General features: G+C 69.9%; 7 protein-coding genes. 5 read left to right on the forward strand and 2 right to left on the reverse strand.

All coding sequences use genetic code 11. The annotated features are described in order from the left end of the window. The first annotated feature begins 240 nt into the window (after nucleotides 1-240). Nucleotides 241-675, forward strand: a complete 435-nt coding sequence (locus A37U_RS42950; RefSeq protein ID WP_040587187.1) for a hypothetical protein — start codon at nucleotides 241-243, stop codon at nucleotides 673-675. A gap of 136 nt (nucleotides 676-811) precedes the next feature. Here the strand turns inward: A37U_RS42950 and A37U_RS0109420 are convergent, their stop codons facing one another. Next, nucleotides 812-1,420, reverse strand: a complete 609-nt coding sequence (locus A37U_RS0109420; RefSeq protein ID WP_020496384.1) for a histidine phosphatase family protein — start codon at nucleotides 1,418-1,420, stop codon at nucleotides 812-814. A gap of 86 nt (nucleotides 1,421-1,506) precedes the next feature. On the opposite strand from A37U_RS0109420, the gene A37U_RS0109425 reads away from it, so the two are divergent. Both A37U_RS0109425 and A37U_RS53485 read left to right on the forward strand, forming a co-directional pair. Beyond that, complete coding sequence (locus A37U_RS0109425; RefSeq protein WP_020496385.1) at nucleotides 1,507-1,968, forward strand: hotdog fold domain-containing protein; 462 nt, start codon at nucleotides 1,507-1,509, stop codon at nucleotides 1,966-1,968. 530 nt (nucleotides 1,969-2,498) lie between these two features. Next, nucleotides 2,499-2,945, forward strand: coding sequence for a hypothetical protein (locus tag A37U_RS53485; RefSeq protein WP_240437520.1), 447 nt, complete (start codon nucleotides 2,499-2,501; stop codon nucleotides 2,943-2,945). Nucleotide 2,946: 1 nt separating this feature from the next. Here the strand turns inward: A37U_RS53485 and A37U_RS0109435 are convergent, their stop codons facing one another. After that, nucleotides 2,947-3,546, reverse strand: a complete 600-nt coding sequence (locus A37U_RS0109435) for a dTDP-4-dehydrorhamnose 3,5-epimerase family protein (protein WP_026197032.1) — start codon at nucleotides 3,544-3,546, stop codon at nucleotides 2,947-2,949. A gap of 281 nt (nucleotides 3,547-3,827) precedes the next feature. Between A37U_RS0109435 and A37U_RS0109440 the strand changes: the two genes are divergently transcribed. Continuing rightward, nucleotides 3,828-5,021: an NAD(P)-dependent malic enzyme gene (locus tag A37U_RS0109440; RefSeq protein ID WP_020496388.1), complete on the forward strand. Its 1,194-nt coding sequence runs from the start codon at nucleotides 3,828-3,830 to the stop codon at nucleotides 5,019-5,021. A gap of 204 nt (nucleotides 5,022-5,225) precedes the next feature. Continuing rightward, nucleotides 5,226-12,500, forward strand: coding sequence for a PAS domain-containing protein (locus A37U_RS42955; protein ID WP_157182705.1), 7,275 nt, complete (start codon nucleotides 5,226-5,228; stop codon nucleotides 12,498-12,500). Nucleotides 12,501-12,605: the final 105 nt, after the last annotated feature.

The following is a 12,605-nucleotide window of genomic DNA, read 5'->3' on the forward strand; positions in this document are numbered from 1 at the left end:
CGCCCGCGCCCGAGATCGGCAAGGCGGAGGACTGAGCCATGACGCCAGCTGTGGTGCTCTCGCGGCGAGGTGCCGATATCGCCTGCGAAGGTACTTCGCCGACGTCTTGCGGCGATATGCCGCCAAGGTTGTCTCGCGGCGGTACGCCGCCAAAGCTACAGCGCAGCAGGACATGGAACCCCCATGTGTGCTCTCACCTACGATGGAAGCAGCGTAATTGCATTGCTAGGAGGAGATGTGGTGGCCAGCGCCGAGTCCGCACCAGCCGTGCCGAGGACGGTGCGCCTCGCGGGCGTGCTCGTCGCCGTGGAGGGGCTGGCCGGGATCGCGTTCATCGTCGGGGTGCTCGCCGGCGGGGCGCAGTCGATCACCAACCGGCTCGCCGAGGCCGGATATTTCACGCTGCTCTCGGCGGGTGTGATCGCCGTCGCGATCGGCTTGCTGCGCGGCGCGCGCTGGGCCCGTACCCCCGCGGTGGTGCTGCAGATCCTGCTGGTCGGCGTCGCCTACTACGCGCTCAACGGCGCGTCCCGGCCGGAGATCGCGTTTCCGGTCGTCGCCGTCGCGATCGCGGTGATCGTGCTGCTGTTCGTGCGCGCCTCGCGCGACTGGGTCTGGGGGACACCGAGCCGGGAGACACCGAACCAGGACTCGCACGAGGACGAGCAGGAATAGGAGCTGTTCGAACCGGCTCGCGTGGTGGGTCCGGTGGCGGAACCTTCGGCGCTGTCCTCGCGAGGAAACACCGGAGAACCCGCCGCGGTGCGCGTCGACGGCCGGGGATCGACGGCTCCGCCGTCCAGACCGGCTTCTAGTCCACGGTCTCCAGTGGCGGCACGCTGAGCGCCTTGATCTGCTCGATCCCGCGCTCGTAGCCGAGCACGCTCACCGCGGCCGGCTCGAGTCCGTAGTGCACCCCGTCCTCGGGCTGCCCGCCGAGCCAGGTCGCGATCAGCACCCGAAGGAAATGACCGTGCGCGATGAGTACCACGTCCCCGCGCGGCAGGATCGCCCTGGCCTTGTCCACAATGGACAGTGCACGCTTGTGCACGTCCTGGGCGCTCTCTCCGCCCGGGACGGGATGCGACCAGACGGTCCAGTGCGGCACCTTTTCCCGGATCTCCTCGGTGGTGCGGCCTTCGTACTCGCCGTAGTCCCATTCGGCGAGCAGTTCGGTCTGGTTGTCCACCTCGAGCCCGGCGAGCTCCGCGGTGCGCACCGCCCGCGAGCGGGGGCTGCTGCACACGAGCGCGGGCGGCACACTCGTCGCGCGCAGTGCGGAGAGGACACCGCCAGCCCTGCGCGCCTGCTGCTCGCCTTCGGATGTGAGTGCGATATCGGTGCGCCCGGTGTGCTTGCCGGACCGCGACCATTCGGTCTCCCCGTGCCGGAGCAGGTAGACCGCCGATTCGTGCGACATGCGGCGCATCGTACGAGCGTCGGGGCGGCCGCGCAGTGTGTTGTGGGATAAGTCCGGTTACTAGCGAGTAGGGTAATCTCGAGGGCATGGTATCGACGCTTCGCCTGTGGGAGCGGCTGTCCGCCCTTCCGCTCGGCAACCGGCTGTTCTCCGCGGCCATTTCGCTGCGCGCCCCGTATTTCGGCACGGTGCTGCCCACGGTCACCGAACTGCGCCCGGGACACGCGGAGGTGCGCGCACCGAAATGGTGGGGCGTGCACAACCACATCGGCACCTTCCATGCGATCGCCGCGTGCAATCTCGCGGAGGTCGCCATGGGCATGCTCGCCGAGGCGACGGTTCCCGGTACGCATCGCTGGCTGCCGCGCGGGATGACCGTGGAATACCTCGCCAAGGCCAAGACGAGCCTGCGCGCGGTCGCCGAACCGGCCGAGCCGCCGGTTTTCGGTGCGGCACAGGACATCCCGGTTATGGTGCGGGTCTACGACACCGCCGGGACCGAGGTGGTGCGCGCGACGATCACGATCTATGTGACGGAGAAGAAATAGCGGCGTCACGTCTCGGTGGTACGCGCTGCATCGAACGGGTGGCCGGGTTGCCGCATTCAGGGACTGGGCAATGCGGCCTCACCTGGGAAACCTCTCCGTTCGTGATCGACAATTGCACACGGCGCGGCTTCCTCGGCAGAGCGGCGCCGGGAATGGCGGCGATGAGCGCGGCGGCCGCGACCGGCTTCAGCCTGGTGTCCGCGGAACCGGTAGCGGCGGTGGGACGGGAGTGGGTTCCCGCCGCCGTCGTCGGCACCGGTTATGGAGCGGCGGCCACCGCGCTGCGGCTCGGGGAGGCCGGGGTGCATTTCGACCACATGGATGTCTACGTCGGCCGGGGGCGTCGGCGGCAGCTCCCTGGTGAACGGGGCTCTGGTGAACGGGGCCATGGCGGTGGCCCCGAAGCGGGAGAACTTCGAGGCCGTATTCCGGGGAATCGACGCGGACGAGTTCTACGCTCGCCGTGTGCCGCGCGCCCGGGCCGGACTCGGGGTGCACCACATCGCCCCGGACTGGTTCGAGGACGCCGAGTGCTACCAGCACGCCGGGGTCTCCCGGAAGGCCGCGCGCAAGGCGGGACTGTCCACTACCTTCGTCCCGAGCACCTACGACTTCTCTTATATGGCAAGGGAACAGGCGAGGACCGCGCCGCGTTCGGCTACGACCGGACGAGCGACGGGCTGTGGCCCGGCTGGCGGCAGGAACAGAGTCAGGTGCACGTGGCCAAGGCCACGGCACTGTTCGACTCGCTCAACGCGGTGAACCGCACCGTGTACCGGCATGACCTGTTCGGGCAGAACAGGGCCTTCGCGGACGACTTCTGCTACCACCCGCTCGGTGGCTGCGTGCTCGGTTCGGCCACCGATGGCGCGCTCGTTCCCGGCTACCTCGGGGTGAACCCCTTCGTCACGATCACCGCGCCGGCCGAACGCGATATCGAGCGGGTGCTCGCCGAGGACGTGCGCCGGGCCGCGTAGTTCAGCTGCGCAGCGAGGAGTACCAGTCGAGGCAGGCCTGGTAGTCCGGGAGCACGCCCTGCTCGCGGACCTGCTCCAGGCTCGGCGCCTCGGCGTCCTTGGCCGAGCGGATCATCGGAATGTCCGAAGGCCAGGGCAGCCCGAGCGCGGGGTCGAGCGGATCGATGCCGTGCTCGCGCTCGGGTGCGTACCCGGTCGAGCAGAGGTAGGTGAGCACCGTGTCCTCCTCGAGCGCGAAGAAGGCGTGCCCGAGGCCCTCGGGGACGAACACGGCATTGCACCGTTCCGCGTCGATGAGTGCGGCGTCGTGCTGGCCGAAGGTGGGGGAGCCGAGCCGGATGTCGACCACCACATCCAGTCCGGAGCCGCGCGAGCAGTAGACGAACTTCGCCTGGCTCGGTGGCAGCTGTGCGAAGTGCAGCCCACGGATCACCCCGCGCGCCGAGCGGCTGTGGTTGACCTGGGCGAGACTGAGCTCGTACCCGGTCACCTCGGCGAACTCGGCCGCGATGTACGGGCAGGTGAACGCGCCCCGCTGGTCCGGGAAGACCTTCGGGGTGAACTCGTACGCTTCGGGGATGCTCAGCTGACGTGCCACGATCGGAGAGCGTAATGGGGCCGGTCCGGTGGGGGGCGATCGGCTGCGAGGTGTGACGTGCACCCCCGGGGCGAGACAGTGCGGCCGTGAGGTGGCACACTGATGCGATCCATGCGTCCATGGTCGTGGTGCCCGACCGGTGCCCACGGCCGGCCGGAGACGGGTCACGCGCCGATCGGGCGCGAGGGGAATCCGCCCGGAAACCGCTGTTCGGCGCCACCGTCGGCGTATTTTCCCGCCACTAAGCGCGCCGGAAGGAATTTCGCTCCCCTGGGAGGGACGCTATGACCACGATGGAAGAACACGCCAAGGCTCAGCCCGACGACTCCGAGATCTTCGCCGCGCACGAGGGCGGCAAGCTCGGCGTTTCGGTAACGGCCCCGCTCGCGGACGCCCGCGCGCTCTCGATCGCCTATACCCCCGGTGTCGCCAAGGTGTGCACCGCGATCGCCGAGGAGCCCGGGCTCGCGCAGCGCTACACGTGGGCTTCCCGGGTAGTCGCCGTGGTCAGCGACGGCTCCGCGGTCCTCGGTCTCGGGGACATCGGCGCATCGGCCTCGCTTCCGGTCATGGAGGGCAAGTCGGCCCTGTTCAAGACCTTCGGCGGGCTCGACTCGATCCCGCTGGTGCTCGACACCAACGATGTGGACCAGATCGTCGAGACGCTGGTGCGGCTGCGCCCCTCGTTCGGCGCGGTGAACCTGGAGGACATCTCCGCGCCCCGCTGCTTCGAACTCGAGCGCAGGCTCGTGGAGGCGCTCGACTGCCCGGTCATGCACGATGACCAGCACGGGACGGCCGTGGTCACGCTCGCCGCGCTGCGCGGGGCCGCCGGTGTGGTCGGCAAGCGCATCGGGGATCTGCGCGTGGTGATCCACGGCGCGGGTGCCGCGGGGGTCGCCTGTGCGCGGATCCTCGCCGCGGCCGGGGTGGCCGAGGTCGTGGTGCTCGACTCCAAGGGCGTGCTGCACCTCGGCCGGGACGGGCTCACCGAGGTCAAGGCCAAGCTGGCGGCCGAGACCAATCCGCGGGGGCTCACCGGGGGCCTCGAGGAAGCCCTGGACGGTGCCGACGTGTTCCTCGGCCTGTCCGGGAGCACCATCGACGAGCGCTGCCTGGCCCGGATGGGCGCCGATCCGATCGTGTTCGCCTTGTCGAACCCGGACCCGGAGCTGCACCCGGAGATCGCCGGGCGCTATGCCTCGGTGGTCGCGACCGGGCGGAGCGATTTCCCGAACCAGATCAACAATGTGCTCGCCTTCCCGGGGATTTTCCGCGGTGCGCTGGACGTGGGAGCGCGGCGGATCACCGACGGCATGAACCTGGCCGCGGCGAAGGCCATCGCGGCCATCGCCGAGGAGGATCTCGCCGCCGACCGGATCGTGCCGAGTGTGCTCGACCCGCGGGTGTCGGTCGAAGTGGCGCGCGCGGTCGCGGAGGCGGCGGAGGAGGATGGGGCGATCCCACACCAGCGGTGACCGGTCACTAAGCTCTCGGTGCGCGCAAGATGCATGTCGAGACCGGCGATCAGAGCTGCGCGGCGTCGATGAAGACGCTACGGTATCACCGAGTCGAGTGAGACATAGTTAACGTGTTGTCCCCCGATCGGAGCCCTGAGCGGGGCAAACTGCTCTAATCGACCGACGACGTGCGTGGGTGTGCGCGCCGAGAGCGAGGTGACGGTGACCGATACGCGAGCGCATGTTCCCACTCGGGTCTCCGCACCCGTTGATCTGCCGGAACAGGCCGCGCTCACCTGCGCGGCCGATGGGCGGGTCGTGCGCTGTAATGCGGCGTTCACCGATCTCTACCAGGCGGACGAGGACACGGTTCGCGGCAAGCACCTCGAAGATCTGCTCAGCGCCGACGATCGCGGTGCGCCGCTGCTCCGGCTCGCCCACGGGGCCCGGATCCCGGTACGCGCGACCCGGCTGCCCGCCGAGAGCGGTGAGCTGTTCCACGTCTGCTTCACCGACCGGTCCAAGCGGGTCGCGGCCCGGGCCGCCCTGGTCCGGCGGTATCTCGAGCTGCTAAGGATCTCGCACACCGCGGCCTTCACCTACGAGCCGGGCACCCGAACCACCCAGTGGCTGCCGAGTGGTTACCCGGTACTCGGGCTCATGCCGGGCATGCTCTCCACCGGGCTCGACGCGCTGGTGCAACTGCTGCACCCGGACGATGTGGCTCGTGCCCGCGATGCCTGGCGCGGGCATCTGCGTACCCATGAACGGATGCTGTTCGTGGCCCGCTGCCTCGCTTTCGACGGCGGCATCACCCGGGTGTGCTGCGTCGCCGAACGGGTCGAGCAGGGGTTGACGGTCGGCTACGTCTCCGAGATCGACGAGTTCTACGGCAAGCCCGAGCAGGACAGCGAGCTGTTGCGGCGCGCGCAGGAGGCCGCCGAGATCGGGCACTGGCACATCGACCTGCGCACCGGCACGCTGAGCACGAGCGGTCGCGCGGCGAAGGCGCTCGAACCGGCGCACCGGGACGCCGCGCACATGCTGGAAGCGGTACATCCGGAGGACCGCCCGGCCGCGCAGCGCCAGCTCGACGCGATCGTCGCCGGGGAACTGCCCGGTCCGCACCGGATGGAACTGCGCTCGATCGAGGCCGACAGGTGCATGCTCGTGCACACCTACCCGGAACTCGACGACACCGGCGAGGTGGTCGGTATCGGGGGGACGGTGCAGGACGTGAGCCGGCTGCGCGCGCTCGAGCGCCAGGTCGCCGAGCAGCGGATGCAGTTGCGCGGGCTCAGCCAGTCCACCGGGATCGGCACCTGGCAGCGGGTGACCGGGGGCGATGTGGTGCACCTTTCCCCGCAGGCCTGCGCGCTGCTCGGGATCGAGCCGGCCGGGGCGCTGGACAGGTCGGTGCTGCGGGCCATGATCCACCCGGACGACCGGGAAGCCGTGGCCCAGGTGGTCGACCGGACGGACGAGGACCTGGAGGTGCTGGCGCCCGAGGTGGAGTGCCGGCTGGTGCGCCCGGACGGCGCGGTGCGCTGGCTGCGCTGGAACAGCCAGTTCGGCGGGCAGACCGCCGAGGGCGGGTACCAGGTGTTCGGCACCGTGCAGGACATGACCGAGCTGCGGGAACTGGAGCGCGAGCTCACCGATGAGCGGGCGCGCGCCGGTGGCCTCGGCAGCGCATCGGACACGGGTACCTGGACCGTCAATTTCGACAGCGAACTGGTGGAACTCACCGGTGGGGTCTTCGAAGCGTTCGGGCTGCCGTCCGGGCCGCTGGACATCACCGTGACCCAGGGGCGGATCCATCCCGAGGACACCGAACGGGTACGGAAATTCGGCGCCGGACTGGTCAAGGGCAGCAACGACGACAAGGAACTGGACTTCCGGGCGTTCGCCGAGGACGGATCGACGCGGCTGCTGCGGGTCATCGGCCGGTTCGTGGACGAGAACGGCCCGCCGAGGCTGGTCGGCACGGTACGCGACATCACCGGCTCCGTGCGGGAACGCGAGCACATCGGGGACGATCGGGAGCGGTTGCGCGATATCGCCCGCTACTCCGAGGTCGGCGGCTGGGAATGGGAGATCGACAAGGACCACTGCGTGCTCTATGGGATCCTGCGCGAGCGCGCCAGCGGTACCGCCGACGGCAGCGGCGTGGTCCCCATGGCGACCCTGCTCGGCTTCATTCCCGAGGGGGAGCGGGACACCGCGTGGGAGATCTTCCGGCGGATCCGCGAGGGCCAGCGCATCCCGGGCCCCTTCGATTTCCGGAGCGTGCTCGACGGCCGGACCTATGTGATCGAGACCCATCTGGAGTTCAACGAGCCCCCGGACGGTCCCTGCTTCGTCCGGGCGACCTGCCGGGACGTGACGAAGATGCGCGCACTGGAGCGCGAGATCGCCGACGACCGGGAGCGGCTGCGCGAGATCACCAGCCGCGAGGGGATCGGGGTCTGGGAATGGGTTCCCGGCGCGGAGACCTTCAGCTGCTGGGGGCTCGCCCGCGAGGTCACCGGCGCGGACGAGAACGGGGTCGCCGCGGTCGACGTGTACTACGCGCTCGTGCACCCCAAGGACCGGGCCGCGCTCGCCGAACTGGTCGGGGACCTGAGCGGCCGGGAACCACCCGCGACCGGCCAGCTCGATCTCCGGATCCGGGAGCGCGGGGACTACCGGATCATCGAGTCACGCATCGAGGCCCGCAGGCGCGCCGACGGTGTGCTGCTGCTGCGCGGCACGGTGCGGGATGTCACCGAGGTGCGCGCGCTCGAGCGCGAACACGCCCAGGACCGGGAACGGTTGCGTGAGCTCACGGCCGGCGCGCGGATTGGGTTCTGGGAGCGCGAGGGCGGTTCGGACACCTTCACCTGCTGGGGGATCCTGCACGAGCTGCTCGGCTCGGACGAGAAGGGCCGCACCAGCATCCGCGATCTGCTCGAGGCGGTGCATCCGGAGGACCGTTCGCGACTGGCCGCGGAATTCGACTGGTGGCCGGAGCCGGGAATCCCGACCGTGGAACACACCGAGATGCGGGTCTGGGACGGGCAGCGGTACCGGACCCTCGAGGTGCGGGTGAGCGTGCTCGAGCGTCCCGGCCGGATCCCGCTGGCCAGGGCGACCGTGCGGGACGTGACCGAGGTACGCGAGCTGGAGCGCGAACACGCTCAGGACCAGGAGCGGCTGCGCGGGCTGGCCAGCCACATCGAGGCCGGGGTTTGGGAGTGGGTGCCGGGCAGCGAGGTCTGCCACACCTGGGGCATGATCAGCATGATCACCGGGGTCGCGGAGGGCGGGCCACTGCCGATCAGCGATTTCTACGCGCTGCTCGACGAGGACGACCGGAACACGCTGGACAACACCATCCGGCGGTGGGCCGATCCTTCGGTGACCACACCGACGCACATCGAGCTGCGCATCGGTGCGGGCGAGGCGCAGCGGGTAATCGAGTCGAGCATCCAGGCGATCGCGCGCGAAGACGGCACCCGGGTGGTCCGCGGGGTGTGCCGGGACCTGACCAATCTGCGCAAGCTCGAGCGCAAGGTCGGCGAGGACCAGGCGCGCTGGCGCGGCGTGGTCAGTTTCGGCGATGTCGGCTCCTTCCAGTGGGACACCACGCAGCGCGAGATCATGGTCTCCCCCGAGCTGCGCGCGCTGCTCAAACTGGGCGGGGATGTGCTCTACATCGACCAGTTCCTCGGCGAGCGGGTGCCCGAAGCCGAGCGGGAGGGCCTGTTCCGCCTCGTCGAACAGCTCGAGGGGGGTCGGCCGCCGAAGACCGATGTCGAGTTCCCGATGGTCACCCCGGACGGCGAGGAACTGATCCTCGCCGTGCACATCGACTGGTTCGAGCACCAGGGCCACCGGATCGTGTTCGGCCTGGCCAGGGACATCACCAGGCAGCGGACCCTGGAGCGCAGGCTGGCCGACGAGGACGCGCTGCTCTCCCTCGACCGCGCTCCCGGGATCGGGGCCTGGACGCTGGACACCACCACCGCCCGCATCGAGCCGAGCGACACCCTGCGGGACATGTTCGGTTTCGGCCGCGCGGAGGAGATCACCCTCGAACGGGTGCTGCGGATCCTGCACCCCGAGGACCGTGAGACGGTCGCCGCGCAGTACGCGCAGAGTGTGCGGGAGGGCCGCGTCGTGGCCCCGGAGACGGAGTTCCGCATCCTGCTCGGCGACGAGGTACGGACCCTGCGCAACTACCTCACGATCGTCACCGACAACATGGGCGGGCCGATGCGGATGGTCGGCACCGTCTACGACGTGACGAGCCTGCGCGAACTGCGCCAGCGCGCGATCGCGGACGAGCTGCGGGCTCCCGGCGCGGGCCGGATCATGGACCTGGGCACCTGGGAATGGGATCCGATCGCCGAGCTCATCACGTTCTCGGTCGGATTCCGCGGGCTGTTCTTCCCGGACCGGCCGGGACCGGTGCGCACCCGGGATGTGCTCGACGTGATCCATCCCGACGACCGGGACCGGATCGCGCTGTACATGGCGAACGCGACCGATCCGGATCAGTCGGTGGTCACCGATCTGGAGTTCCGCGCCGCGCTGCCGGACGGGCAGTGGCGGGTGCTGCGGATGCACGCCGAGGTCACCATCGGGCCGGGTGGTGCCCGCCGGTTCATCGGGACCACCCACGACGTGACCGAGCAGCGGGTCCTGGAACGCCAGCTCGCCGAACACGAGGCGCTGCTTTCCGGGGCCGGCAAGGTGACCGGGGTCGCGACCTGGTCCTGGGACGGCGCGACGGGAGCCGTCGACTGCAGCCCCGCGCTGCGGGACCTGCTCGGCATCGCGAACGACGGCAACCCGATCACCAGGGAACGGCTCAACCACGTCGTGCACCGGCACGACCGGCTCGCGGTGGCGAACAGCCTCGGCAGGCTCAGCTACACCGACGGACCGCTGCGCGCCGATGTGGAATGCCGCGTGGTGCAGCCCGGTGGCGCGATCCGGGTGCTGCGCGTATACGGCGAGGTGGCCAGCAATCCGGAGGCCACCTACCGGCGGATCATCGGCACCGTGCACGACCTGACCCGGCTGCGCGAACTGGAGCGGGAGGTCGCGCACGACCGGGTGCAGCTGGCCGAGGCGCGCCGGACCGCGCGGATCGGCAGCTGGGCCTGGCGGGTCGGTTCGTCCGAACTGGAGATCGGCGCGGAGGCCTACGAGGTGTTCGGTCTGGACGCCGAGCGGGTCGGTACCTTCGAGCGGGCACTCGAACGGATCCACGCCGACGACAAGGCCAAGCTCGAGGCGGCGATCTCCCGGGTGCTCGGGCCGGTCGGCAGCGGCGAGGTGGAGCTGCGCTACCGGGACGGTGAGGATCACTACAAGCGGGTGTACGTCTACGGGGAACGCATCACCGACGAGAACGGCGAGCAGTGGCTGGTCGGGAACGTGCACGACCTGACCCGGCTGCGCGAACTCGAGCAGGCGGTCGAGGAGGGCGAGACCCGCCTCGCCGGGCTCAACCGGGTGCTGGAGATCGGCACCTGGTCCTGGGACGCCGGGGCGAACACGGTGGAGTTGTCCGCGCGGCTGCGGGAATTGTGGCGGTTCGCCGTGGAGGACCAGCCGGGAACCGAGGACCTCATCGAGCGGTTGCACGAGGAGGACCGCAGGCGGGTCTGGCAGCAGTGCCGGACGGTGCTGCGGACCGGAAGGGCCGCCGAGTTCGAGACCCGGTTCTCTGATATGCACGGGAATCCGCACAAGATCCACGTGTTCGCCGAGCGCAAGACCGATGCCGAGGGCAACCGGCGGCTGGTCGGCTCCGCCTACGACCTCACCGAGCAGTGGCTGGCCGAGACGAAGGTGGAACGGTCCGGGCAGCGCTACGCCGACCTGGTCGCGGCGAGCCCGATGGGGATCGCGCTGGTGGACGACCAGGCACGGATCGCCGATGTGAACGAGGCGCTGTGCGAACTGCTCGGTACCGCCCGCGAGCAGGTGGTCGGCACGGCGGTCACCGAACTGGCCCACGATGACGACCAGCCCTGCTCCTACGAGTCCTTCTTCGAGTACGCGGAGGCTTCCAGCGGTCAGCCCCGCCGGTACACGGTGCGCAGGGCGGATGGTTCCGGGGTGCCGTGCGAGGTGCGCACCGCGGCCTCGGTGCAGGACGACGGGCGCACGTTCTGGGTGATGATGTACACCGGCGTCGGCGAGCAGGGAGCGGACGCGAAGCCGCGCGGGGTGGACGAGCTGACCGGGCTGCTCAATCGTGCCGGGGTACAGGCCGAGCTGCGGGCACTGCTCGCGAACGGGCACGCCGCGCAATTGGCCGTGCTGTTCTGCGATGTGGACAATTTCGCCCGGATCAACGATTCGCTCGGTCACGATTTCGGCGACGACGTACTCATCGCGCTCGCCGAGCGGCTGCGCACCGAACTGCCCCCGCACTGTGCCGCCGCGCGGCACTCCGGGGACGAGTTCGTGGTGGTGTGCTCGGATGTGCGCGCGGTCGGCGGGCTCGACCGGCTCGCCGAGCGGATCAGCGAACTGCTCGGGCAGCCCGCGGTCGTGCACGGCCAGCAGGTGCAGGTCTCGGTGTCCATCGGGGCCGCGGTACCGAGCGATGGCCTGGACAACGAGGTCGATCTGCTGCGTTTCGCCGACGCGGCCATGTTCGAGAGCAAGCGCGGGGGCAGCGGCAGTTTCTCGGTCGCGGGCGTCGCGCTGATCGAGTCGATGGGCGGCAAACTGCAACTGGAATCCCAGCTGCGCCAGGCATTGGCGGGCGCGGACCCGGATTCCGGACTGGTGCTGCACTTCCAGTCCATTGTGGACACTCAGGGCGTCGTCGTCGGTGCCGAGGCACTGGTGCGCTGGAACCACCCGGAGCGCGGAATGCTGTCCCCGGACAAATTCCTGACCGTCGCCGCGGAGGCGGATCTGTTGCGGGCGCTGGACAACTGGGTGCTGCGCAGCGCGCTCGCCGAGGCGAGCCGCTGGCCGGACAGCGGGCGCCCGGTGCGGGTCGCGGTGAACCTCTCCGCACTGCTGCCCGGAACCCAGGAATTCGACGAGACGGTGCGCGCGGTGCTCGCCGAGACCGGGATCGATCCGTCGCGGGTGGTGCTCGAGCTCGTGGAGACCTCGCTCGTCACGCTGCCCGCGGAGGGCATCGCGGTGATGCGCGAACTCGTCGCGGACGGGGTGCAGTTCGCCGTGGACGACTTCGGCACCGGATATTCCTCGCTGGCCCGGCTCAAGGATCTGCCGGTGCAGATCATCAAGGTGGACCGGAAATTCGTCGCCGGGGTCAACCACGACACCTCGGACACCGCGGTAGTGCGCGCGGTGGTGGACCTGGCGAACGCGATGGGGCGCCGGTGCGTCGCGGAGGGTGTCGAACTGGTGGAGCAGTTCGAGACACTGCGTGCCGAGGGAGTCGACGAATATCAGGGCTGGCTGTTCTCCCGGCCGCTGCCCGCGGCCGAGTTCCGGGCCCTCATCCAGGAATAGCCGGTCTCAACATAGTGGAATCGGCCCGGTTTGTCGGCGGCTCGGGTTAGGGTCGGGAAAAGAAGCGCAGGCGGCTGTAGGGAGGCCGTCGTGACCTCGGACGGC

It is taken from the genome of Sciscionella marina DSM 45152 (genome assembly GCF_000379465.1).
GTDB classification, from domain to species: domain Bacteria; phylum Actinomycetota; class Actinomycetes; order Mycobacteriales; family Pseudonocardiaceae; genus Sciscionella; species Sciscionella marina.